The sequence below is a fragment of the Sphingosinicella sp. BN140058 genome, assembly GCF_004135585.1.
Taxonomy (GTDB): domain Bacteria; phylum Pseudomonadota; class Alphaproteobacteria; order Sphingomonadales; family Sphingomonadaceae; genus Allosphingosinicella.
This window is the reverse complement of record NZ_CP035501.1, coordinates 2935532-2959249: the sequence shown is the minus strand read 5'-3', so window position 1 is coordinate 2959249 and position 23718 is coordinate 2935532. Positions and strand designations below refer to the sequence as shown.

The following is a 23718-nucleotide window of genomic DNA, read 5'->3' as shown; positions in this document are numbered from 1 at the left end:
ACGTCGTCATCTTAAACAAGACCACGCGCCGCACGTCACGGGGCGAGCGCGCATCCTTCCGGCACGCGCACCGGGCTGCAGCGGGCCATGGCATTGTCCGGCAGCGTCACCACGAAGCCGAGCTTCAGCGGATCCGGCGCGCCCGGATAATAATCGGTGCTGATCGCCTGCGCCCCGCTGGCCATCGCCGCGCGTGCCTTGGCGAGATCGCTGCGACGCGCTTCGACCGTGTTGGCGTCGGTGCGGGTGCGCACGATCATGCCGTCGCGGACCCATTGCCGGATGCGATCGCCTTCGATCAGCGGATCCTGGACGATCTGGATCGCGGCTTCCGGCTGATCCTCGGAATACCAGCCGAACATCGCCCGTCCCGCGAGCGACGGATGGCCCGCGCGGTAGACATCGGAGACCGCCGGCCGGACATCGAGTAGGATGAAGATGCGGCCGCGGGTCGCGGCGAGCGAAGGCCAGCCGCGGCTGCGCACCGCGTCGCGCAAGGTTGCGGCATCGCCCCGCACCTCGTCCGGCGTGATCAGCCTCTTGCCGGGCAGCGCCGCCCGGATCTCGGCATCGAGGGCGTCGAGCAGGACGGGATCGGCGAGCGACAGCGGATCGGAGATACCGGGGCGGCCGGACGGCGTGTCGGCGGCATTGATGGTGATCATGATCGGCAGATGGCCCGGATTGGCCCGCGACCAGGCGTCCACATCGGCCAGGCAGCGGACCAGGGTGGGGCAAGTGCTCCGATAGTCGATGTCGGGAATGTGGAAGACCTTGAAACCGGGCTTCAGCATGGCCTCCCGATCGAAGCCGGTCTTCTCCCCGGCTGCGCGGGCGATCTTCTCCCCCGCCGGATCGGCATAACGGCCGCCGGCGGGATCTGCGAAGACGTCCAGCTCGATCTGGCGAACGCCGGCGTCGAGCTGGGCGGCGAGCGGGACATGATGATAATCGAGCCCGTCCGCCAGCTTCGGGTCTGCCGTCCGGATCTTCGCCATCACGGCCGCCGGGATCGCGGCCTTGAAGCTGTTGTGCGAACCGACGACCTGGATGTCGTTCATCGCGGCCGGAGTCGCCGCACCGGCCGAGGCCAGTGCAGCGGCGGCGAGGAGCGCCGTCACCATCAGAATTCCGCCCGCACGCCGGCGAGCAGGGTACGCCCGTAATAGTTGATCTCGCCGAAGCGGAGATCGTCGTCATTATAGGTATAGACCTTGGCGCCGGCGATGTTGATCGCCTCGAGGCTGAGGGTGATCTTGGGCGTCACGCGGTAGGACAGATTGCCGTCGAGCGAACTTACCGGCGCGACATAGGTCGGCGCCTGCGTGGTGCTGCCGGTGCCTGCCAGATAGCGATCGCGCCAGACGTAGGAGAGCCGGGCCGAAAGCGGGCCGATCTCGTAGAAGCCGACCAGGTTGAAGCTGTTCTTGGACAGACCGATCAATTGGTCGACGATCGGCCGCGCCCCCGCCGTGTAGTTCGCCTCCACCGACGTGTGGGTGTAGGAGGCCTGCATGCCGAGGCCGTCGAACGGCGCCGGCAGGAAATCGAACACCTGGTTGTAGGCGGCCTCGACGCCCCAGACCTTGGCGTTGCCGCCATTGACCTGGGTGCTGAGCAGAACGGTGCCGCGTCCCGGTATCTCGATGTTGATGTTCTGCGCGGTGATGTAATCGTCCATCGCCTTGTAGAAGACGGCGCCGGTGAGCGAGCCCTTGCGGTTGAAATACCATTCGAGCGACGCGTCGAACTGGGTGGCGAGGAACGGCTTCAGATCCGGATTGCCGCCGCTCGCGGTCGGCGCGTCGGTGGAGACGCTGATCTGCGGCGCGCTCTGGGTCACGTTGGGGCGGGTCAGCACGCGGCTCGCCGCGACACGGGCGATCAGATCGGGCGTCAGCGCGGCGCGCAGGTTGAAGCTCGGCAGCCAGTTGTTGAACGTCTTGGGGAAGCTTGCCGGCGTCGGCGCCGTCCCGATGGTGAGCGTGCCGCTCGCCACCTGGTCGGTGTGAACGTAGCGCAGGCCCAGATTGCCGGTGACGTCGACGCTGCCCAGCGCAAAACCGTAATCGGCACGGACATACGCGCCCGCGACCTTCTCCTCGACGATGTACGAAGCGCGCAGATCGCCCGGGGTCAGCGGTGCGCTTGCGATCGCGTCGGTGAACAGCGTGTCGTAGAAAGCGCCGGTGATCGGCACCAGCCAGCTGCGCGGCGTGTTGCCCGAGACTCCATCGAGGAAATCATCGTACGGGATGGTCTCGTACGCGTTCGATCCGAGGCTGGTCAGCGGCTGGTTGTTGGCCGAATTGACGTTGAAATCGCGCCGTCGATAGTCGCGCTTGCGCCAGTGATACTCGCCGCCGGCGGCGAGCCTGGTGAGGAAGCCCTCGAAATCGTGCGCGACGTCGAGCCGGCCATAGGCGTCCCAATCCTTGCTGTTCTTCGGCGCGATGTTGAAGGGGTAGAGGACGTAATTGGCGGGATCGGTGAGATCCTTGGTGGTGGTGATCGTCGGCAGCGTCTTGTAGCCGCCCGATGCGTCATAGGTCAGCGGCGCGAAGAACATCGCGCGGCTGCGCACCGTCCCTTCCGCGTAGCTTGGATGGTAGCTGTGGGCGTAGGAATAATTGAGGTTGGCCGTAATGGTCCAATCCTGGGGCTTCCACACCTGCTTGAGCCCCGCGGTGATGAGATCGTGGCGGTTGAGACTGTATTCGCGCGAGGCCATGAAGCGGACGTCGTTGATCGTTGCGGCAACCACGGTGTTGCCGTCGAGCTTCACCGATCCGGGAACGAGAACCGGGCGGTGGCCGGCAACGCTGGTGTCGTCCGGATAGATGTCGATCCCGAATTCATCATAGGCGACGTCGAGCCGGGTCGCGAGCACGTCCAGCGTCGTTTCCAGTTCGTCGGACGGGCGCCACTGGGCCGAGATCAAGCCGGCGATGCGCTTGCGATCCTCGGTCTCGATCGTCGGACGGGTGCGGGTGGGCGTATAGAAGCCGGTACCGAGCACCGAGGCGAATTTGTCGAGGTTCCAGCCGAAGTTCATGAAGCGATCGTTGCGGACCTGCTTGCCCCAATATTGGGCGGCGGCGAGGATGCCGAACGTGCCGTCCTCCGTTACCTTGCTGCTCAGGATGGTCGCGTTCGGTTTCACCTTCTCGGTCAGGGTCGTGTAGGTGCCGCGCAGATTGACGGTGGTGCGGTCGCCCACATCCAGGGGATGGAAGGTCTTGACCTCGATATTGCCGCCGAGCGCGCCCTCGGTCATGTCCGCAGTCGGCGTCTTGACCACATCGATCTGCGACACGAACTCCGCCGGCAGCATTTCGAAGCGGAATTGGCGGCCGTTGGCGCCGCCATTCTCGATCAGGTCGTTGATCGCGACGGTGCGGCCGTTGACGAGGGTGCTCTGGAATTGCGGTCCGAGACCGCGGACGCTGACGTACAGGCCCTCGCCGCGCGGCCGCGTGATCGCGACGCCGGTGACGAGTTGCAGCGCTTCGGCGACGTTCTGGGTCGGGAATTTGCCGATGTCGGTCGAATTGATCGAGTCGACGCCATAGGCCGCCTGGCGCTTGGTCTCGGTCGCCGCGGCAAGGCTGCGCGCGTAGGTGGCGGTGACCACGATTTCCTCGTCTGCACCGCCTTCGACGCCCGATGCCGCCGGGTCTGCGGAGATGGCGGCGTCGGCTGCGGTAGCGGCCGCGGCCTGCGCGTGCGCGGATTGTGCGCTGCCCAGCGTGGCCAGGGTGAACGGCAGGGTCGCCCAAAGCAGGCGGGATCGTTGCGACATGTGGTACTTCTCCCCCAGGCCGGATGGCCTTCGGGGGTGCCCATAGAGGCGCTCTGTTGCGCTTTTGGGGCCGCTCCATTGCGGAGAAATTTCGGCTTGCGGACACCCGGATGACACAGCGGCATTGTTGCCGAGGGAGCATTGCTGACAGCACGCTGTCAGCAGGGTGCTGGTAGGCGTTTCAGCGCATTCACTTTGCAAGGAGAAGACGGTGCTGAAGACCTATCATGGCAGCTGCCATTGCGGCGCAGTGCAATTCGAAGCGGACATCGATCTCGCCGCGGGCACGAACAAATGCAATTGTTCGATCTGCACCAAGCGCCGCAACTGGAACGCGCTGATCAAGCCGGACTCCTTCCGGCAGCTTGCCGGCGACCAGGCGCTCAGCAGCTACGCCTTCGGCAGCAAGCAAGGCGAATGGCTGTTCTGTTCCACCTGCGGCTGCGCTCCGTTTTCCCGAGGCGACGTTGCCGAGATCGGCGGCGCGTTCGTCTCGGTCAGCATCGCCTGCCTCGATGACGCCAGCCCCGCGGAGATGGCTGCAGCGCCGGTTCGCATCGGCGATGGGCGCAACAACGCCTGGTGGCAGGAGCCGGAGGAAACGCGCTACCTTTGAAGAGGTCGGAGCGTCCGATGGGGGTCTGGGAGATGCGGGAAGCAGGGCGCGGCGACGTCATCAATCCGAAGGCCATTGCCGAGGGTAGCACAGATGGAAAAGAGATTGCTCATCGGCATGGCCGGCGTCGCCCTGGCCACGCTGACCCTGCTGGTGGCGCAGCTCGGCCTTGCCGCGCCGCGCGCCTGCTGCGGCGATTCCGCAATCGCGGCCGCCTCGGCTCCCCTGTCGTTTCGCCAGCCTCCTCCGGCGCAAAAATGACGACTGACGCAAAAAGCATCTGTTAGCGTTATCAGCTTTGCGTTAGGATCCCATTTGACTCGAGAGTCCGCAATATGGACCCGGATCGAAGGGGAGAGGTGAAGAAATGCATCCCATCGGACGCAAGGATCGCGGACGTCGCGCCCGTCGCTTCGGCCAGAATGCGGCGCCGATCCACCCGATATTGCTGTGGCTTGCAGAGGCGGCGCAAGAGAGCGGGAGTCCCGCCACGATCACCGACTCGGTCGCAGGCTCCCGCCCTTTGTCCGATCGACCTTATTTCGGCTGACCCGCGCCCGCGGGCGCAACTGCGGTATGCGGCACCCGTGAAAAGCCCTCCCGCCGCCGCGGCGGAGGGAGGGCCGTACAGGCCGCCTATCTGATACGCGTCAGATTGCGGCGAAGCGCTTCTTTTTGTTTCGCAAAGCTGGCACCCTGCGGCGGCACCACCTCTGCATCCCGCTCAGAACTTCTGCTGCCGTTCGTAGAGCGACTTGTAATGCTGGATCCGGGTCACCCGCAGGCCGGGCATGCCCGAGCGATCGACCGCACGCTGCCAGCTGGCGAATTCCTCGAGCGTCAGACCATAACGGTCGCAGGCTTCGTCGACCGAGAGCAGGCCGCCATTGACCGCGGCAACCACTTCGGCCTTGCGGCGAACGACCCAGCGCGAGGTGCCCGCGGGCGGCAGCGAGTCGAGAGTGAGCGGCTCCCCCAAGGGGCCGATCACCTGCGCTGGCCGGATTTTCTGATTCTCGATCATTCGCACCTCAAACTCGCGAAACCTGAAACTCTTGCTCCCCTGCCCATTGGGTGTAAGCCCCGAGCCTTGAAGGAAGATTGAAACCGCAAGGTAAACGCCGCGGTCATTTCAGTTACCGTCGTCTTGCCCGGCCAGGGCGCTGTTGAAGGAGCCGCGCTGTGACGCGACCGCGCGCCGCCAGCCGGAGCCGCCGAGAACGATTTCCGCAATCGGATCGGCAACCTTGGGCTCCTCGAGCAGCGCCTCGGCACGCGCCGCCGCGGAGGCCGCGCGCTGCGCCTGCAGCAGCGCGGTCACCACGCCCGGATCGGGCGCGACGGCGGTGCGGCTGGCGAAACGCTGTTCCGCGCGGCGGAGAAATCCAAGGTCCATCCGGCCGCCTTAGCGCGGGAAGGTTGAAGACCGGGTAAAGACACCGTCTTTTTTGGGAAGGGGTGGGCTTTGCGACCCGCCGCTCTTATGTAAGCGCCCGATATGCAGGTGGATTTTCAGCTCGGCCGGCCCGCACAGGGTGCCAGGATCGTCGTTGCCATGTCGGGGGGCGTCGACAGTTCGGTGGTCGCCGCGCTCGCCGCACGAAGCGGCGCGGAAGTGATCGGCGTTACCCTTCAGCTTTACGATCATGGTGAGGCGATCGGGCGAACCAAGACCTGCTGCGCAGGTCAGGACATCTATGATGCGAAGACGGTGGCCGACCGTCTCGGCATCGCCCATTACGTCTTCGACTATGAAAGCGCCTTTCGAGGCAGCGTGATCGAACGTTTTGCCGACGAATATATGAAGGGTCGCACGCCGATCCCCTGCGTGTCGTGCAACCAGGGCGTCAAGTTCACCGATCTTCTCGGCCTTGCCCGCGATCTCGGTGCGGATTGCCTCGCCACCGGCCATTATGTCCGCCGCGTGGAGGGGGCCAGCGGCGCCGAGCTGCACCGCGCCGCCGATCCGGCGCGCGACCAGAGCTACTTCCTGTTCGCGACCACGCGCACGCAGCTCGATTATCTCCGCTTCCCGCTCGGCGGGCTTCCCAAGCCGCTCGTCCGCGAGCTTGCCCGCGATCTCGGACTCGTCGTCGCCGACAAGCCCGACAGTCAGGATATCTGCTTCGTGCCCGGCGGCGATTATGCCGCCGTGGTGAAGAAGGTGCGTCCGGAGGCGGCCGAGGAAGGCGAGATCGTCGACCGCAACGGCGATGTGCTCGGGCGGCACAAGGGCCTCATCCACTTCACGGTCGGGCAGCGCCGCGGTCTCGAAATCGGCGGCCAGGCCGAGCCGCTCTACGTCGTCCGCATCGATGCCGAAGCGCGGCGCGTCGTCGTGGGGCCGAAAAGCGCGCTCGCCGTCCGTGCGGCACGCCTGTCCGCAATCAACTGGCTCGGTGAGGACCAGCGCGAAGGCCTGACCGCCAAGGTTCGCTCGATGGCGCGTCCGGCCCCGGTCCGCTTCGACGGCGAGGCGATCCATTTCGAGGCGCCCGAATATGGTGTCTCCCCCGGCCAGGCGGCGGTGCTCTATGCGGGCGACCGGGTGCTCGGCGGCGGCTGGATCGAGGAAACGCAGGCTTCGGAACTGGAGCCCGCCTGATGCGGAGCCGCCAGGTCAAGCGCCTCCACCCTGCGCTGCGCGACGATATCGGCGATCTCGTCACGCGGCGGCCGCTGCCGGGCCCGGCCTTGCCCGATCTCGATCCCTTCCTGTTCCTCAACCATCATGGCCCGCAAGTCTATTCGGCGGGGAATCGCGGCCTCCCGTTCGGTCCGCATCCCCATCGCGGCTTCGAGACGGTGACCTTCATCCTCGCGGGAGAGCTCTCGCATCTGGACAGTGGCGGCCACGAGAGCGTGATCCATGCCGGCGGCGTGCAGTGGATGACGGCCGGCCGCGGGCTCGTCCACGCCGAGCTGTCGCCGGATAGCTTCAAGCAGGAGGGCGGGCCGCTCGAAATCCTGCAGCTCTGGATCAACCTGCCGGCGCGGCTGAAGATGACCGCCCCCGCTTATGTCGGTCTCGAGGCCAACGACATTCCCAGCGTCGAGATCGCGAAGGGACGCCTGCATCTCGTCTCCGAGCAATGGGACGGAATCGAAGGCCCGATCAAGCCGATCGCCGACATCCGGCTGATGACCGTGCGGCTCGACGCTGGCGGCACGGTCGACATACCGGTGCCGGCCGGCCGCACCATCTTCCTCTACGTCGTCGCCGGCGAGGGGCAGGTCGGCGGCGTTCCGGTTCCCGCCCACCACCTCGCCGAGTTCGCCGACGACGGCGAGGGAGTGTCGATCGCGGCACCGGCGGGCGCCACCATTTTGTTCGGTCACGGTGCGCCGTTCCGGGAGCCGATCGTCTCCCACGGTCCGTTCGTGATGAACAGCCGCGAGGAGATCGTCGCCGCGGTGCAGGACTATCAGGCGGGCCGCTTCGGCCACCTCTGACCGGCCGCTTCCCGGCCACAAGCGCATCCATCAGGCCGTCAATCGGGTTCCCGTACCGGGACATCGTTGTCCGTCCGCGCCGCAATCACCACATGGTCTTGCTACGCAGTCCAAATGCGCCTCGTTCAGGAGACACTATGGCCAGCCCGATCACCGTCGATCTTCCGCACGCACTTGGTGCCGCCGAGGCGAAGCGCCGTATCCAGAACGGCATCGGCCAGCTCACCGATCATCTGCCGAGCGGCGCCCAGGTCGAGAAGAACTGGGTCGGCGATCGGCTGAACCTGAACATCACGGCTCTTGGCCAGACCGTCGGCGCTTCCCTCGACGTGCAGGAAAAACTGGTGCGCGTGGAGGTAAGCCTGCCGGGCGTATTGTCCTTCTTCGGCAAGCAGATCGAGGGCTTGCTGCGGCGGCACGGCAATGAATTGCTGGAAGATCGCAGCGGCCGCAAATCCTGACTCGCGCGCCCATGGCGGCTTGCCAAGCCGGGGCGCAGCGCTAGCATCCGGGGAAAATGGGAGCGTGCGGATGCGGCACATAGCGATCATCGGCTCCGGCCCGGCCGGCTTCTACAGCGCCGAGGGGCTGCAGAAGCAATATGGCGCCGGAGTTCGTATCGATCTGATCGACCGGCTGCCGGTCCCCTACGGGCTGATCCGCTCCGGCGTCGCGCCCGATCATCAGTCGATCAAGGCAGTGTCCCGGCGCTACGAAAAGGTCGCCGTGGCGGAGGGTGTCCGCTTCGTTGGCAACGTGCTGATCGGCCGCGACGTCTCGATCGACGAGCTTCGCGACCTGTACGACGCGGTCGTCGTCGCGACCGGAGCGCCCGCGGACCGGCCGCTCGGCATTCCCGGCAGCGATCTTCCGGGCGTTCTCGGGTCGGCCGCCTTCGTCGGCTGGTATAACGGCCATCCGGATTTCGCATCGCTCGATCCGCCGCTCGACACTGCTGCCGCCGCCGCGGTGATCGGCAATGGCAATGTCGCGCTCGACGTCGCCCGCATCCTCGCCAAGACCGAGGCCGAGTTCGCAGGCTCCGACATCGTCGGCCACGCTCTCGAAGCGCTCGATCGCTCGGCGATCCGGTCGATCCACATCTTGGGCCGGCGCGGCCCCCATCAGATCGCGATGACGCCGAAGGAGCTTGGCGAGCTCGGCCATCTCGAGGCGGCGCGCCCGTTCGTCGATCGCGCCGATCTCCCGCCCGAGGCCGCGGATGCCGGGCTTGAACCCGGGCTGCGCAAGTCGGTCGCGCACCTGCGCGCATTCGCCGAGGGCGCGCCGGACGGGGACAAGCCGAAGACGATCTGCTTCGAATTCTTCGCGATGCCGATCGCGATCGAAGGCGACGGCAGGGCCGAGCGGCTGATCGTCGAGCGGACCCGGCTGACCGACGATGGCCGGGCGGTCGGCACCGGCGAGCGTCATGCGATCGACTGCGGCCTGATCGTCACCTGCATCGGCTACCAGACCCCGCCGATCGAGGGCATTCCCTACGATCCGGCGCGCGGGCGCTTCGCCAATGACGAAGGCGTGATCGGCGACGGCGTCTATTGCGTCGGCTGGGCGCGCCGCGGCCCCACCGGCACGATCGGCACCAACCGCCCGGACGGCTTCGAAGTCGCCGAGAAGATCTTCGCCCGCTTCGGCACCGGCGACGGCGGCAAGCCGGGCGGGGACGGCCTCGACGCCCTGCTCCAGACGCGCGGCGTCACCGCCGTGCCGTTCTGCGACTGGCAAAGGATCGAGGCGGCCGAGGCGGCGCGCGCGCGCAGCGGCAGCCCGCGCGAGAAATTCGTCAGCATCGAGGACATGCTCGGCAGCCTCGCCCCACAGCCTTGAAGGTCTTCCAGAGCCGCCTCGCATCGCGTTTGCGCGAGGCCGCCGGCGCGCCAAAAGAGACCGCTTGCGCTGCCGAAAACCGCCCCCTATAGGCTCGCACCTGCCTTCCGGTCGGCGCAAGCCGGTATCCGGTCGGGGAGTAGCTCAGCCTGGTAGAGCACTGTCTTCGGGAGGCAGGGGCCGGAGGTTCGAATCCTCTCTCCCCGACCATTTTCTTGTCCCAACGCGCGCACGCCGTTGCGAATCCTCGTTAATTGCGGTCTGATCCTCTCATGGAAGGGGGCTCCAGCACCGGCGATCCGCAGGCCCAGGCCACGCACGATCTGATCGCGCGCATCTTCGCCTGCTCCGCCGACGTCGCCGCCCAGGTGATGCGGCGGGGCCGGATCCGCGCTTATGCCGGCCATGCGACGATCCTGCGCCAGGGCGATTGGCTGAGCACCGCCTTCCTGCTTCTGCTCGGCCGTGCGCAAGCCCTGCTCTACAGCGCCGACGGTCAGATGGTTTTGCTCCACGAATATCATCCCGGCGACCTGTTCGGCGCGCTCGGAGAGCTCGAGCCGGTGCGGCAGGAGGCGGACGTACGGGCGCTGGAGGATGCGCGCGCTTTGGTGCTCGAAGCCGCCGAATTCGCCATGCTCGCCCAGCAGCACGGCTGCATCAGCCTCGCCCTCTCCCGCATGCTCCTCAAGCGGCTGCGAAAAGCGACGGAGCGGATGTACGAACGCGCCGCCGTCTCCGCTATGGGGCGGGTCTATGCGGAACTGCTGCGCCAGGCACGCGAGGCACCCGATCTCGCGATCCGACCTTCCCCCGTTATCGCCGAACTCGCGCTTCGCGTCTCGACGACGCGCGAGACCGCGTCCCGGGCGATCAACGGCCTCCAGCGTCGCGGCATCATCCGCCGCGACGCCGACGCGCTGATCGTCAGCGCACCGGGCCGTCTGGAGGAGATGATATTCTAGGCTTGAGAGCGTAGAGGGCGATCGGCGGCCCCTCATCGGGCGGGTCGAGCTCGCCGACATATTCGCTGTGCGGTCCGGCATCCCCAGCGACCGCAAGAGCGGCGGCGAAGTCCTCGGTGACGCAGACCGAACCCGGCGGTGTCGATGCCGCCGCGGCAGACGCGGCCGCGGTGGCACTGCCGGGCAAGCGCTGCGCTCCGGAAAAGGGGTCGGTGAACGCGGTTGTAGCGAGATAGTCCCCTCCGATCCGGTAGTCCGCGCTTGCCAGCCTTAATCCGACGTCGGCCGCGGAAAGCAAATTCTCAAAGGCGAGCATCACGGCGTCTTCGGAGAAATAGGCTAGGTGCGCCGAGTGGGACAATCGGTCGATCAACGTGCGCAAGGTGGCCAATCTCCCTTGCTCTCCGCCTTCCACTTGCTCAGCGAAGCGGATTGAGAGGACAGCCATTGCTCGTCTTGACGAAGAACTAGCAGTGTCATGCGCGGGAGTGGGCGCAACCGCCTCACGTGGTGCTGGGATGAGCCATTGGCGCCAGCCACCCTGAGCCCAGCGCACCTGCGCACGGTAGGTCGCGCTCGGTTCCGGTGCGGCCCCATTATCGACGACCAGCAACTGCACGGCCGAACTCTCCAGTCGTCGAGCGTTCATCAGCGCCGCACCCATGGCGACTTCGTCCGCAACCGCAATCGTCTCCGCATCGGGCGCCATAGCGAGCGGGCGAATAAGCCTTACCGCTTCTGCGCGTTCGAGCACCGCATCGTACCGCCGCCGCCACTCGGGGCCGAATGGATCCACCGAGCGCGCAGCGAACGCCGTGGGACCGCCCGGCACGATCAGGTGCAGCTCCCCGCCTCGCTCGAGCAGTGCCTCGGCAATGATAATATCCGCTCCCGCTGCGAGCGCACCAAATGCGAAGCCGACATTCTCCACCTCCAGCGCTCTGGTGACCGTTTCGCCGAGAAGCCCGTGCCTAGAGACATCCGATCGAAACGACATGTGCCCGCCAAAGTGTACGGAACGCGGCGGCCGAAGATCATCGAGCCAATCCGCTTCACTGCCTCTTTTAGTGAGGATCAGCTCAAACTGGCGAATGGTGGAAGCATGGTCCTCCCACGCATTTGGCGCGAGAGCTATCGCTATGCGGAGCGCACCGGCGGCTTCATGCTCGCGGCGGAGAAGGAGCAATGCCTCGGCCCGTGTCGCAGCGTGATAATAGGGCGTCTCGAACTCGTCCGGCTCCTCTGACAGCCGCCGCAGGATCTCACCGGCAAACGACGCAGCGCCATCCAGATCGTCACTCAGAAGGGAAAGGGTCGCCGCGTTGATCAGCGGATAGGTTGTACTGCCGTTTTGAGCCGCGTGCGCGTACATCTTGGCCGCCTCGCGAAAGAGCTTCACTCTGGCCGCTCCGGTCGCTCGCAAGGCTTTATCCTTGAGCAAACGTCCTTGCAGAGCGAGTGCCGCCGGCCGAGTGTCACGGTCGAATCCGGCAGCGCTGAACCGGGACCAAGCCTCCTCCAAAGCCCCGGCCCGTGCGAGCGCACCGATCCCTTGGAGGGAGTTCAGGTCATCGTTCGCCATTGAGTCCCATCCAGACCGTTAGTGGCCTCGTCGAAGGTCTTGGCGGATCATAGCCAACTAGACCAGCGTCCGGCACATGTACGTTAGTTGAATACGCCCTTCCTTGCGCGACCGCGTCTCACAATGGCATCTGGAGCGAGCGATGCCAATCTCAAGGCACGGGATTCGGGTCGTAACCGCCAGGATGCCCAACGTCTGGATCAACGATGGTAGGCAATAATCGAGGCACACCCTTCCTGTTGACAATTAGATCAAGGTAGAAGTTGAATCGGGTTACAAACGCATTACCCGGCTCCTTGGAGTTGTCGAATTCCTCCTGCGCTTTTGAGATAAAATAAGCAACACGACATTTTGCACCAGACTCTACTTTGTATTCGTATTTCATGGCACCAGTGAGTCTATCCCTCCAAACGCCAGTTGCTTCGATATAATAACCTGATTTGCCGTTTTCGACTGAGAATGGAAAGCAGTTATCCATAAACTGCCAGTTTTTGTTGTTCAGGACAAACACAAGGTAGGCATATTCCGTGTGGTGTATTGAAAGCGGCGATTTGCCAGGAACCACCTCTCCAGGTGTTTTCCAGTCTTGAGAGGTCGGATCATGACCGTCTACGATTCTCCTTGTGTAATCTTCAATTGTTTCCGGTCCCCTTAGCCGATATCTAGCAGCTCTGTCATAGAATATGTCGATCTCTCCGCTTCCGGTTACTTTAAAGTCAAGGCTCCAAACTATAACGTCTTTTGGTAGTACGTCCGTGGTGTCTAGTTTGCCCATCTCCTGAACACTACCCACGCGAGCCGCCACCACTTCGAGAAGAGCTGATTCCATGTTCAATCTCCATCTTTGATTGCTGTGCCTTCAATCCGACGCTTCCAGCTCCTCCAAGCTTCATTGCTAGGATCGCGGCGCATAAGGTCACGCGCGACTTTCGCGGCTTGATGCCTGTACGCACGACTTTTCGCCCGGTCCTCACCCGCAAGCGCCTCAGCCATGACCATTAGCGCGCGCATCCATTGGTCCTGGAGGTCTGCATCGAGACGCAACCTGGACGCATATGGCTCAAGTAAGCGCAGCTGTGCCTCTCGCGCCGCTTGAGCCCTGCCTCGGTTGCCGGACGCCAGCCACGCATCGGCCAGCCAAGCCTGTCTGTTGGCGACATCTCGGATAGTTCGAAGCTCCTGCGGACGCAGGCGCTGCACTTTTTCCATGATTACCAAAGCGCGCTGACAGCTCCTCAAGGCGGCATCCGGTCGAGCCTTGACCGCTAATTCCAAGGTGCACCAATTCCCCTCAGAAAAGGCCTCTTCCCGCAACCAATCCGCATTATCCTGATCGCGGGCAGCGAGCTGCTGGGCAAGGCGCCGGTACTCGCCCCAATAAGTTGCGGCCACGTCCCAGTTCCTATCGAGATACGCAATGTAGCCCAGCCAGTAGGCACTTTGTGCATGCACCATCTGTCGCTCGGGATTTTGAGGATCTCGTTTCAATTGCTCGCCGGTAACGCGATGCGCTTCGTGGAACCGGTACAACGCATCAGATCGGTCGCCCAGCTTCTCCGCATCCTCTCCCATGGCAAGCAGAATTCGTGCACGCCGCTCAAGCGAATCCGGACTAAGTGAACGGAGCGGTTTCCCCTCGTACAGCGCAAGAGCGCGCTTGTTCGTAGCCGTCAGCACATCCAGCCGCCCCACACCCTTCAGCCGCTCGCGCAAATCGGTCAGCATGAATTCCACCAATCCTTCCGCCTCCGCCCGCTGCCGCTCGGCCTCCACGCGTTGAGTGAAAGCGAAGATCGCCAATCCCATCGTGACTAGCATCATCAGCAGGGCGCCGAGCGTGACAGCGGTCACGCGGCGGATGCGGCGTTGAGCGTCGCGCTGGACAAGGGCGTCGAGGCCGACGCCGGCGATCCCGGCGACGAGCTTCAGGGTGCCGAGACGGCGGCCGTCACCCTCGGGGCGAAGGTCTGCCGCCAACGGCTCGATCTCGGCCGTGGAGAGCCCGGCGGGGAAGCATTGCGCCGGCTCTCCCTCCAGGATGGCGGCGAAGATCGGGCGCTCCGGGTGGAGTTCCCGGAAGGTGCGCACTTCCTTCGCCACCCACGGCGAGGCGGCCGCGTTGGGCGAGCAGACGACGATCAGGCTCTCGGACGCGGCCAGCGCGGCACGCACCTCGGTGGAAAGATCGCCGGCCGCCGGCAATTCCTCGCGATCGCGGAAGATCGGCGAAAGTCGTGCAGGAACGATACCGCGCGCACCGTCCCGACCGGCGAGTCGCCGCGGCATCCGATAGCTTTCGAGGCGACGATGAAGCCACCGCGCCTGCTGCCGATCCTTGTGGTTATAGCTCAGGAACGCGCGGTAGCGCGTGCCAATGCCCTGCCCCGACTCCATGTCGCCCCCTCTTTGGACATGGTTTATTCGGAGATGGTGCCACAAGAAAGTTTGGTCGCCAAGCGGTTAAGCAGATACCACTCGCTTCTATTTGCGGAACCGTTACCGTTTCTTTTTGGTTCCGAAGTCGCTTCGCCGCCTGCAGTTCAGACGAAGATCTCAACGCCTCCCGGCAAGATGCCGACCGTCTGCACGGATGCGATCACATCTCCTGCTCCCAATTGGTATGATCCGTTACGATCGCGACGTTGCGGAAGCCGGAATATCTGACTCGAGTCCGGTGTCCCCAACGAGCCGTGAGCACGTGGTCTCTGCGCCCGCGCTTCGATCGTCGCGGGCCGGCGAGGAGGAGGCGATCGGCCGCCTCCTCACCGGTCTAGATGAAATAGGCCGCGTGCGCGTCGAGCGGGGCGACGGGCTGGGCGAACTCGATAACGTAATCTTGTCCGGCCTGGTAGGATCCGTCGCCATTGCCGTCGATCACCGCGAAGCTGCGGCCGGCGAAGCTGCCGCTGCTGGCGATGAAGAGGACGGCGGAATGGGCGTTGAGCGCGGCATTGACCGCGGCCGCCAGATCGCTGTCGAAGCTTGCGGCGCTGAGCCCGCCGCTCGTTACCGTGCCGCTCCAGCCGGTCACTGCGAACGGCAGGTCGATCCGGTCGACATAGGTGCTGAACTTCTCGATCGTGTCGAAGCCGGTGCTGGTCGATTCCGCGGCCGATCCATAGACGAACACGTCGCTGCCGGATCCGCCGTTCAGGATGTCGTGGCCAAGACCGCCGGTGATCGTGTCGTTGCCGGTCAGGCCGTAGATCGTATCGTCGCCGGCGCCTCCGGAGATGATGTCGTTCTGCGTTCCGCCGGCGAGGATGTCGTCGCCCGCGCCGCTCAGGATCTTGTAGAAGCCGTTGGTCTCCGCGATGCCGACGAAGGTCAGGGTCTCGCCGGCGACGAGCCCCTGCGCATCCACCAGCAATTGCTGCCCGGCAGCGACGTTGCCGTTGGCCATGGTCAGATAATAATCGAAATCGGCGCCGTTGCCGGTGTTGAGCCGAAGCCGTTCGATCGAGACCATCTGGGTCTCGCCGAACGTGTAGGTGTAGTCGCCGGCGAGCTGAAGCGAGTCCTCGCCGGTGCCGCCGTCGACGCTGTCGCCGGAATTCCACTGGTCGCCGAAATAGAAGCGGTCGTTGCCGCCGCCGCCGTCGCCATGATCGTTGCCGCCATGCTGGAACAGGAACTGCTCGGGGCCGCCGCTGCCCGAGACGCTGTTGTCGCCGCTGTCGCCATCGACGAACCCGTCGGTGACGAGGTTGATCGTGACGATGTCCTGGTCGGTCTTGGCACCGCCGGTACCGGCGACGCCGAGATCGCTGGTGGTGACCGTCAGGGCATCGACGCCGTGATAATTGAGTGCGCCGCGATAGACGAGGCCATCGAGCGCCGCGTTGATCGCGGATGCGGTGCCGCTGAACGTCATCGTCGCGTCGGCGGTGCCGTCACCTGTGGTGAAGCTGAGGCCTGCCGCGCCTGCCAGGGTCAACAGACCGTGCGAAACGCTCAGGGTGACCTGAAGACTGGTCGCTTCGGCATCCGCAACGCTGATCGCATTGGCGTTGGCGACCGAGAAGACGAGGTTCGAATCCTCGACGCCGGCCTGGGTCGGCAGCAAGGTGTTGATCGGCGCATCGTTGACGGCGGTGATGCCGACGCTGACCAGCTTGACGTCGAGATTGGTCGCGCCGCTGCCCTGGCCCTGACCCGGCGAACCGTCGGTAAAGCCATAGGCGAGATCGATCGATGCGGGCGGCGTGTCGCTGGAGTTGAGGTAGCGTATGGACTGGATCACCTGGTCGATCAGCGCCGAGGTCGCCGCCGTCTGACTGCTGGTGAAGCTGATCTGGATGAAACCGGTCGCACTGATCGAGAAGGTGCCGAAGACCAGCCCGCCCGCCTTGAGCTGGTTGCCGTCGATGGTGAAGCCGGATCCGGCAACGAGGCTGAAAACGTCCTGCGCATTGGCCGCCGAATTGCGGTTCACGCTGAACACCGCGCCGGCATAGTCGCCGAGCCCGCCATTCTTCTGATCGAGGTCGACGTCGGCGACGGTCACGCCCGAAAGCACGGCGATCGCAATCTGCTCCGTCGCCGACACCGGGGCGGCGGCACTGAGAGACGGGGCGTCGTTGACGGCGGTTACGTCGATGGTCAGCGTGTTCGGGCTGGCATCGCTGCCGCCCTCATTGTCGGTGACGGCGAAGCTGATGCTGCCGAGCCCGCTACCGTTGGCGTTGGCGGTCGCCACGAAGCTGACCCATCCGCCGGCGAGGTCGGCGGACGTGAACACCCGCGGCAACGTCACTTCCGTTGCCAGCGCGGGTCCGGCTCCATCCGCATCGAAGAAGATCTTGCCGCCGCTGACGGAACCGATCGTCACGCTGGCGAAGCTGCCGTCGACGTCGCTGAAGCCGAAATCGGCCGCACCGAGCGTGCGTGCGGCATCCTCGTTGATGACAATCGTGCTGCTCGTCCCGCTGGGCAGATCGTTGATCGACGTCACCGCGATCGTCGTCGTCGCGGCGGGGCTGTCATCCACGCCGTCATTCACCGTCCAGCTGAGGGTGCGCGAGGTGCCCGGCGCCTCGCTGGTCGAGTTGAAGCCAACTTGGCGGAGCAACGCCTGATAGTCGGCAAGCGTCGCGATTCCGGTCAGGGTCAGGACGCCCGTCGTCGCGTTGTAGGCGATGGTGATGCCGTTGACGGTCCCGGTGGTGGCGCCGTTGACGGTGAGCCGATCCTGTCCTGCGATGAGACCGCCGGTGATCGTCACCGTTGCGCTTTCGATGTCGGTGTCGTCCGCATCGGTGACCAGCGCCGCCGGGGCGAGAACTGAGGCACCGGCGCCCTCGCCGTAGCTGCCGCTATTGTCGATGCCCGCGGCCGCGCCGTTGAGATCGAGTGCCGGCGGCAAATTGTCGGGAGCGACGTCGATCGTGATCGTGTTCGGCGTGGCGTCGAGATCCACACCGCCATTGGCGGTGCCGCCGTCGTCCCGGACCTGGAAGGTGAAGCTGGCATAATTGTCGCCGGTTTCATCGGGATCCGGCACGAAGACGAGCAGGCCCGCATTGATGTCCGCCCGCGAAACCGCCTGCCCCGCCGCGACCGCGACGCCGTTCAGCAGCAACGCGCCATTGCCCGGCAAGGTGGTGATGACGACCTCGGCCCAGTCGTCCCCTTCGGCGTCGCTGAAGCCGAAGTCGGTGAGGAAGAAGGCGTAAGGATCATCCTCGCTGACCTCGATCGTCTTGTCGATGCCCACCGGTGCATCGTTGACGGCGAGAACCGCGAACGAGTTCTGAAGAATGATCGTGCTAGTCTCTCCGGGACCGCTGCCGTCGCCGTCCGACAAGGTATAGGTGACGGTGCGCGTACCCGCCGCCGGATCGTCGCCGGTATTGGAATATTGGACGGCGCGAATGACCTCCTGGACGCGTGCGGGCGTGGCATTGGCATTGAGGGCGATGAAAAAACCGAAACTGGGTGGCGAGGCGACCGGAAAGAGGGTGCCGATCTCCACCCCGGCAACCGAAACCGCCAGGGTACCGTTGTCGACGGCCACGGTTCCGGGCGCGAGCGAGAGCGCGTCGTCGCCAACCGCATTGATGGTGACGGTCAGTGTTCCCAGTTCAAAATTGAAGCTGTCGACGTCGGTGACCACAGCATTGCTGCCGACATCGAGCAGCAGCGGCGCACCATTCTCCGTATAGGTTGAGGTGTCGCCGTTCAGATTGGAGATCGCCGGCGCATCGTTGAGCGGCGTGACATCGAACGTGAACGTGTTCGGCGTCTGATCCGTATCGGCGCCGCCATTGGCGGTGCCGCCATTGTCCCGCACCCGGAAGGTGAACGTGTCGAGGGCAATTCCAACCTGATCGGCATTCGGCGTGTAGGTGACGAGGCCGCTCGAGATATCGGCTGCCGACGCGAACCCGCCGGCGCTGATCGCGACCCCGTTGATCTTGACGACGCCATTTGCCGGCAGCGTGGTGAACACCACGCCGGCAAAGGCATTGCCGTCGACATCGCTGAAGTTGAAATCCGCGGCGGTGAAGACGTGGGTCGAATCTTCGACGATCGTGGCACCGTCGTCCTGACCGCTCGGCGCATCGTTGACCGCGGTGAGGGTGACGGTGGTGGTCACGGTCGTATCGTCGTCGCCGTTATTGGCCCGGCCGTCGCCGTCGATCAGGGTGAAGCTGACGTTGCGGGTCGCGGTGCCTGGATCGATTGCGTTGGTGTTGCGATAGCCGAGCGCACGAACAAGATCCTGAACGGCGGCCGGTGTCGCATCGGCATCGAACGAGAAGACCATCGACAGGCCGGTGCCGGCGAGCGCCCAGGTGGCGATCTGGACGCCGCCTACCGACACCGTGCCCGACGCATTGCCGGCATCCATCGTCGCGCTGACGGCGCCGCCGGTCCTGATGACGATGGCATCGTCGTCGAGCGGATCGATGATGGTGACGGTAAGCGAGCCGCCGGCGAAATCGGGGCTGTCCCCATCGGTGACGGTGGCGTCGAGCGAAGGGTCGAAGCCGATGGTCGTGCCGCCCTCGATGAAGTTGGCGCTGTCCCCTTGAAGGTTGCCGATCACCGGCGGCTGGTTCGGAATCTCGAAACCGATGTCGAGCGTGGTGTTGGTGTCGAGCGCCGGACCGGTCGGCCCGGTCGATGTTTCGGTCCCGTAGGCGAGCGTGATCGCGCGCGTCGCAACGAGGCCGGAGAGTGATTGGCCATTATTGTCGTTGTCGACATTGTCGTCCGGATCATTGGCGCTCGCACTCGCGACGCGTGCGTTCAGCGCTCCGCCGGGGGCGAAATTCGCGGAGTCGACGACGACGATATAATCGCCCGGCGCCAGGTTGGCGAAACTGTAAAATCCGTTTGCGAGAGTGGCAGTGGTCAGCGCCGTTCCGGTGCCGCCCGGCGCCGGCGTGTCGATGCCCTGCTGATAGCCGGCGCCGCCGCCGAGTTCGTTATAGCCGACATAAAGGTCCCCGGCGCTGAAGACGCCGTCATTGTTGCTGTCGGCATAGAGCGTGAGTGTCACGCCGCTTGGCCCGTTCTCGCCGGCCTCGAGAACGCCGTCCTTGTCGAGATCGATGAAGATCTGGCCCCCGAGCGTCAGCCCATCGACGGCGGTGACGTTGGTTGCGCTGCTCTGGGGTGCGGTCTGATCGGAATCGACGATTGTCGCGCCGGAGACGCCGGCGACCAGGCCGTCCTCGCCCGCAGCATTGACGATGTGGCGGAACTCGATGGTGACGCTCTGACCGGCGGGCAGGTTGCCGATGTTGATCGGCGACAAAGCGAACGCGCCGGCCACGGCATTGCCGCTCGCCGCCTGCACCGCATCGGTGCCGGGCAGTCGCCGCTCGCCTGGGTTGATCGTGCCGAACATCAGGTCGGCACGATCCGTCGATGCATATTCGTCGAGGAGCCCGATCTGGTGCCCGAGTTCGTGCATGACGACGGTGAGGAGATCGATCCGGGTTCCGGCGGCACCGTGCGCGTCAGCCGCCGCAAGACGGCCGGCAAGCGCTTGATATTCCGCATCGTCGCCGGGACTCGCATCGATGAACCAGCTGAAGCCCGCACCATTGTCGTCGATCCGGATCTCGCCGGCGCCGCTCTCCGCCAGTTGCAAGCCGGCGAGGTTCGCGATCGAGACGTCGACGGTGCGCATTGCCGCCAGCTGGACGGCGGTCGCGCCGACTGCGGCCCACCGCGCGATCGCAGCGTCGACGATCAGCGCGAGCTCGGCCGCGGCGAGGACTCCGTCATCGACCACCACGGGCCCGGCGGACAATGGGACCTCGGGCGAATCGTCGACCGATGGAGTGCCGCTTCCCTGCGCGGGGGGCGCCTGCCCGACGTCTTCCGAGGCTTCGGACGCCGGCGGGGCTGCCGCCGCGAAGATCGGCAGCGGGTTGGTCGGGGTCTGGGCGGTGCCCGCGCTGGGCCCGGTGGCGGTGCCCGTCAGGCTGACCGCGATATTCGAGGTGGACGCACCGGGCGTGTTGCCGTTCGCGTTCCACGTCGCCACGGCGTCGTCCTCGATCCCGGCTCCGCCTTCGACGAATCCCTGCAGAAAGATTCGCGGATTGTGGCCGTCGTTGAGTTCCGACACGCGCAGCCGCAGCAGGTTCGGAGCGGCTGTGGCAGTCAGATTGTTGTTGGCAATGTTCGCATAGATCTGGTTCGTCTCGATGTTGGTGCCGGACGAGGAACCGCTCTGAAGGTTGATGTCGGCGAGGGTGTTCGGATCGGTCGAATCGATCACGTTGCCGATCAGCGTAATGTCGAGCCGGGCGCTGCCCTCGCGCGCGATCGCGTCGATTGCGGAGCTGTTGTTGCCCACATCCTGGGTGAGGGTGTTGCCGGACGCCGAGACGATGGTGTGGGAGCTTTCCTGGGCGAGCACGCGGATGCCGCTGCCGGACGCGCCGGTGCCGGCGGGCGTCTGGCTGTAGACTTCGATGTCGGGATTGTTGTTGATCCGCCCCATCACGGTTGCGTTCAGGAACGACGTGATGTTGACGGCGGCGCCGCCGCTCGATCGGATCGTCGGATTGTTGTTGATGTTGAAGGCGACGTTGGCAGTGTCGTTGCCGTTGATGTCGATGCCGGTGCCGATCCCGGTGCCGCTGTCGATGACGTTGTTGACGATGTCGACGCTGACCGTGGAATCGTCTTCGCCGATCACCTGAATCGCCTGCGTGCGCAGACGCAGGAAATCGCTGTCGAGAATGTCGATGTTGGTGACTGGCGCGCCCGCCGCATTGCTGAAGCTGCGGAACTGAAGCCCGCCTTCGCCGATCGCGCCGGATTGCGTGTCGCGGAAGATGACGTTGTTGAGCGTCAGGTTGAGGTTGACGTCGGTATTGACGATGTCGAGGCTGTTGGTCTCGGAGAGCGCAATTTCGCTGTTGGTCAGCGACGATGTGCCGGACAGATTGTTGAACTCGATTCCGCTCTCGTGGGCGCCGTTGCCGGCGCCGCTGATCAGGCTGTTGTTCAGCTGGAAATTGCTGACGTTGGTGCCGGTTATGCCATTGTCGAGGATCGTCCCGGTAACGTTGATGTTGTCGAACACGGCCGTACTGACGTTGCGCATGTAGACTGCGCCGTTGGCATTGGTGACGGTAAGATCGTTGCCGGCCGTGTCGGCGCTGTCGTTGGCATTGGTCAGATTGAGATTCTTGATGCTGACCTGCGCCGTATCGATGAGCTCGATGCCGCGCACATCGGTATTCTGAATCGTACCGCCCGATCCGTCGGTGGTGCCGGTACCGGTGATGGTCAGCCCGGCCGTGCTGCCGGTGTTGTTGAGGATGACACCCTTTGCGCCGCCGTTGGCGCTGATGCTCTCGAAGGTAAGGCCGCCGGTGCCGATCGTGGTGGACGCAACATTGAGGGCGGTACCGCCGCTCGAAGTGATCGTGTTGCCCGAACCTTGAATGACCACGGTGCCGCTGTTCACCGCGTTGAACCCTGTGCCGGTGGTGGTCGTCAGGTCCATTCCAGCCCCGGCCCCGCTGAAGGCAATGGCGCCGCTGTTGTTGGTGAGCGACACGGCAGTGCTGGCGCCGCTTTCGATGAAGATTCGGTTGTCGAAACTGATCGTGCCGGCATTGCCGTCGGCGATGATCCCCGGTCCGGAACCGTCGGTGAACACGCCGGTGAAGGTGACGGTGCCGCCGGTGCGGTCCTGGATTTCGACGAGCGCGAGGCCGTTGCTGGAGATCGATCCGCCATAATATATGTTGGCGCTGCCCCCGGAACTGGCAGTGCCGCCGCCCGCCGCCCCGATCAGGAAGCCCTGATTGGTGGCAGTCTGGATAACGCCGTTGCTGGCGTGAAACGAACCCGTCAGCAGGTTCGCTGCCGTACCCGCGAGATGCACGCCTTCGCTGGTGCCGCTCGCGCTTAGCAAGTTGATGTCGACATCCAGGGCGCCGCCCTGGTCGATGTCGATCGCCTTGCCGAGACCGGTGACGGTGATGGCATCGATCTTCAACGCGCCGACGGTGCCCCCGCCGTCCTGGATTCCGACGGTGGAGGCGTCCCCGGTGACGACGTTCACGCCGAGCACGCTGTTCCCCGTTGCGAGCGTGACGACGGTGCCGCCGGATGCCGTGATCGTCGATCTGCTGCTCGCCGCGGCGAGATTGAAGCCCTCGACAGTGAGCGCCGCGCCGGTGCCGACAAGTTGCTGATCGGTCTCGAGCGCGATCGTGCCGTTGGCGCTGCCCTTCAGGTAGATGATGTCACCATTGCCGTCGGGATCGCCGGCGCCGCCCACGGCAGCGAGCGTGTTGAAGGGGTTGTCCGACGTGCCCGTGCCGCCGCCCGCGGCGGCCGTGTCGACGTACCACACTTCGCCCGACAGCGTGATCGTGACGGTGGCGGTGCTGGTGAGATCGTCGGCATTGTTGGCGATGCCGTCGAGCCCATTGTCCCGGATCGTGTAGGTGAAGCTGTCGGTTCCGGTATCACCGGCCTGGTTCACGTAGTTGAACGAGCCGTCGCTGAAGATGTTGAACGTGCCGCCGCCGGCGCTGACGCCGTTGCTGACGGCGACGATCGAGAACCCAGGTGCATCGTCGCCCGCGATCGCAGACGGCCCGCTGCCGATGTCGTTGGCGAGCAAATTTCCAGCCACCACCGAAGACGCGCCGGTGCCGATGTTCGCAGCGCCGCCGACGCGCAGCACGGTATTGCCGACGGCGGTGAACGAATCGTTGAACGCGATCGGCGAGACGTTGAGCGTTCCGGCGATCAGGCTGGAGCCGCCGAACGAGTCGGCGATGGTGACTCCGGTGCCAAGATCCGCCGGCTGGCCCGACATGTTGGTGACGACGATCCAGGTGCGGAGGGTATCGCCGGGATCCACCACCCCGATCTCGTCCTGATCGGCGAACAGGGTGGTGCTGCGGGTTACGGTAAAAGTCACGGCCATTTCGATCCCCCCGGCGGCGAGCCGACATGCGCG

Annotated in this window: 16 protein-coding genes and 1 tRNA gene; 9 read left to right on the top strand and 8 right to left on the bottom strand. The window is 64.9% G+C overall.

Going from position 1 to position 23718, the window contains the following annotated elements:
- Positions 1-35: 35 nt before the first annotated feature.
- Positions 36-1124, bottom strand: coding sequence for a Ca2+-dependent phosphoinositide-specific phospholipase C (locus ETR14_RS13415; RefSeq protein ID WP_129385279.1), 1089 nt, complete (start codon positions 1122-1124; stop codon positions 36-38).
- Complete coding sequence (locus tag ETR14_RS13410; protein ID WP_129385278.1) at positions 1124-3802, bottom strand: TonB-dependent receptor; 2679 nt, start codon at positions 3800-3802, stop codon at positions 1124-1126. Before ETR14_RS13410 ends, ETR14_RS13415 begins: the two co-directional genes overlap by 1 nt.
- A gap of 211 nt (positions 3803-4013) precedes the next feature.
- Here ETR14_RS13410 and ETR14_RS13405 point away from each other — a divergent pair, with 211 nt between their 5' ends.
- The 3 genes from ETR14_RS13405 (at position 4014) to ETR14_RS13400 (ending at position 4968) form a co-directional block, all read left to right on the top strand.
- Positions 4014-4418: a GFA family protein gene (locus ETR14_RS13405; RefSeq protein WP_129385277.1), complete on the top strand. Its 405-nt coding sequence runs from the start codon at positions 4014-4016 to the stop codon at positions 4416-4418.
- A gap of 117 nt (positions 4419-4535) precedes the next feature.
- A complete protein-coding gene (locus ETR14_RS28370; RefSeq protein WP_165356433.1) occupies positions 4536-4679 on the top strand; it encodes a hypothetical protein in 144 nt (47 codons plus the stop codon).
- Between the two features lie 106 nt (positions 4680-4785).
- Positions 4786-4968, top strand: coding sequence for a hypothetical protein (locus tag ETR14_RS13400; protein WP_129385276.1), 183 nt, complete (start codon positions 4786-4788; stop codon positions 4966-4968).
- Between the two features lie 174 nt (positions 4969-5142).
- Here the strand turns inward: ETR14_RS13400 and ETR14_RS13395 are convergent, their stop codons facing one another.
- Positions 5143-5442 carry a DUF1153 domain-containing protein gene (locus ETR14_RS13395; RefSeq protein ID WP_106514098.1) on the bottom strand — a complete coding sequence of 100 codons (300 nt, stop codon included), beginning with the start codon at positions 5440-5442 and terminating at the stop codon, positions 5143-5145.
- Between the two features lie 108 nt (positions 5443-5550).
- On the bottom strand, positions 5551-5814 hold the full coding sequence (locus ETR14_RS13390; RefSeq protein ID WP_129385275.1) for a hypothetical protein: 264 nt from the start codon (positions 5812-5814) through the stop codon (positions 5551-5553).
- Positions 5815-5916: 102 nt separating this feature from the next.
- On the opposite strand from ETR14_RS13390, the gene mnmA reads away from it, so the two are divergent.
- From mnmA to ETR14_RS13360, 6 genes are all read left to right on the top strand, one after another.
- Entirely contained in the window at positions 5917-7023 is a 1107-nt protein-coding gene (mnmA, locus tag ETR14_RS13385) for a tRNA 2-thiouridine(34) synthase MnmA (protein ID WP_129385274.1), read from the top strand.
- Positions 7023-7871, top strand: a complete 849-nt coding sequence (locus tag ETR14_RS13380; protein WP_129385273.1) for a pirin family protein — start codon at positions 7023-7025, stop codon at positions 7869-7871. The genes mnmA and ETR14_RS13380 overlap by 1 nt, the downstream gene beginning before the upstream one ends.
- A 137-nt stretch (positions 7872-8008) precedes the next feature.
- Complete coding sequence (locus ETR14_RS13375) at positions 8009-8332, top strand: polyhydroxyalkanoic acid system family protein (protein WP_165356432.1); 324 nt, start codon at positions 8009-8011, stop codon at positions 8330-8332.
- Between the two features lie 70 nt (positions 8333-8402).
- Positions 8403-9719 carry an FAD-dependent oxidoreductase gene (locus tag ETR14_RS13370; RefSeq protein ID WP_129385271.1) on the top strand — a complete coding sequence of 439 codons (1317 nt, stop codon included), beginning with the start codon at positions 8403-8405 and terminating at the stop codon, positions 9717-9719.
- Positions 9720-9852: 133 nt separating this feature from the next.
- Positions 9853-9929 (top strand) — tRNA-Pro (locus ETR14_RS13365).
- Between the two features lie 62 nt (positions 9930-9991).
- Positions 9992-10684 carry a Crp/Fnr family transcriptional regulator gene (locus ETR14_RS13360; RefSeq protein WP_129385270.1) on the top strand — a complete coding sequence of 231 codons (693 nt, stop codon included), beginning with the start codon at positions 9992-9994 and terminating at the stop codon, positions 10682-10684.
- Here the strand turns inward: ETR14_RS13360 and ETR14_RS13355 are convergent.
- The 4 genes from ETR14_RS13355 to ETR14_RS13340 form a co-directional block, all read right to left on the bottom strand.
- The gene (locus ETR14_RS13355) at positions 10647-12266 is read right to left on the bottom strand and encodes a tetratricopeptide repeat-containing protein (RefSeq protein ID WP_129385268.1); all 1620 of its coding nucleotides are present in this window, start codon (positions 12264-12266) and stop codon (positions 10647-10649) included. The two genes, ETR14_RS13360 and ETR14_RS13355, sit on opposite strands and share 38 nt — an antisense overlap.
- 151 nt (positions 12267-12417) lie before the next feature.
- Positions 12418-13095, bottom strand: coding sequence for a hypothetical protein (locus tag ETR14_RS13350; protein WP_129385258.1), 678 nt, complete (start codon positions 13093-13095; stop codon positions 12418-12420).
- A 2-nt stretch (positions 13096-13097) separates the two neighbouring features.
- Complete coding sequence (locus ETR14_RS13345) at positions 13098-14660, bottom strand: toll/interleukin-1 receptor domain-containing protein (RefSeq protein ID WP_129385256.1); 1563 nt, start codon at positions 14658-14660, stop codon at positions 13098-13100.
- 376 nt (positions 14661-15036) lie between these two features.
- Positions 15037-23685 carry an S-layer family protein gene (locus ETR14_RS13340; RefSeq protein WP_129385254.1) on the bottom strand — a complete coding sequence of 2883 codons (8649 nt, stop codon included), beginning with the start codon at positions 23683-23685 and terminating at the stop codon, positions 15037-15039.
- Positions 23686-23718 lie beyond the last annotated feature (33 nt).

What these genes read in the sequence shown, in the direction of transcription:
- ETR14_RS13415 (WP_129385279.1), bottom strand. Translation starts at nt 1,124, where the DNA reads ATGGTGACGGCGCTCCTCGCCGCCGCTGCACTGGCCTCGGCCGGTGCG.
- ETR14_RS13410 (WP_129385278.1), bottom strand. Translation starts at nt 3,802, where the DNA reads ATGTCGCAACGATCCCGCCTGCTTTGGGCGACCCTGCCGTTCACCCTG.
- ETR14_RS28370 (WP_165356433.1), top strand. Translation starts at nt 4,536, where the DNA reads ATGGCCGGCGTCGCCCTGGCCACGCTGACCCTGCTGGTGGCGCAGCTC.
- ETR14_RS13400 (WP_129385276.1), top strand. Translation starts at nt 4,786, where the DNA reads ATGCATCCCATCGGACGCAAGGATCGCGGACGTCGCGCCCGTCGCTTC.
- ETR14_RS13395 (WP_106514098.1), bottom strand. Translation starts at nt 5,442, where the DNA reads ATGATCGAGAATCAGAAAATCCGGCCAGCGCAGGTGATCGGCCCCTTG.
- ETR14_RS13390 (WP_129385275.1), bottom strand. Translation starts at nt 5,814, where the DNA reads ATGGACCTTGGATTTCTCCGCCGCGCGGAACAGCGTTTCGCCAGCCGC.
- mnmA (WP_129385274.1), top strand. Translation starts at nt 5,917, where the DNA reads ATGCAGGTGGATTTTCAGCTCGGCCGGCCCGCACAGGGTGCCAGGATC.
- ETR14_RS13380 (WP_129385273.1), top strand. Translation starts at nt 7,023, where the DNA reads ATGCGGAGCCGCCAGGTCAAGCGCCTCCACCCTGCGCTGCGCGACGAT.
- ETR14_RS13375 (WP_165356432.1), top strand. Translation starts at nt 8,009, where the DNA reads ATGGCCAGCCCGATCACCGTCGATCTTCCGCACGCACTTGGTGCCGCC.
- ETR14_RS13370 (WP_129385271.1), top strand. Translation starts at nt 8,403, where the DNA reads ATGCGGCACATAGCGATCATCGGCTCCGGCCCGGCCGGCTTCTACAGC.
- ETR14_RS13360 (WP_129385270.1), top strand. Translation starts at nt 9,992, where the DNA reads ATGGAAGGGGGCTCCAGCACCGGCGATCCGCAGGCCCAGGCCACGCAC.
- ETR14_RS13355 (WP_129385268.1), bottom strand. Translation starts at nt 12,266, where the DNA reads ATGGCGAACGATGACCTGAACTCCCTCCAAGGGATCGGTGCGCTCGCA.
- ETR14_RS13350 (WP_129385258.1), bottom strand. Translation starts at nt 13,095, where the DNA reads ATGGAATCAGCTCTTCTCGAAGTGGTGGCGGCTCGCGTGGGTAGTGTT.
- ETR14_RS13345 (WP_129385256.1), bottom strand. Translation starts at nt 14,660, where the DNA reads ATGGAGTCGGGGCAGGGCATTGGCACGCGCTACCGCGCGTTCCTGAGC.
- ETR14_RS13340 (WP_129385254.1), bottom strand. Translation starts at nt 23,685, where the DNA reads ATGGCCGTGACTTTTACCGTAACCCGCAGCACCACCCTGTTCGCCGAT.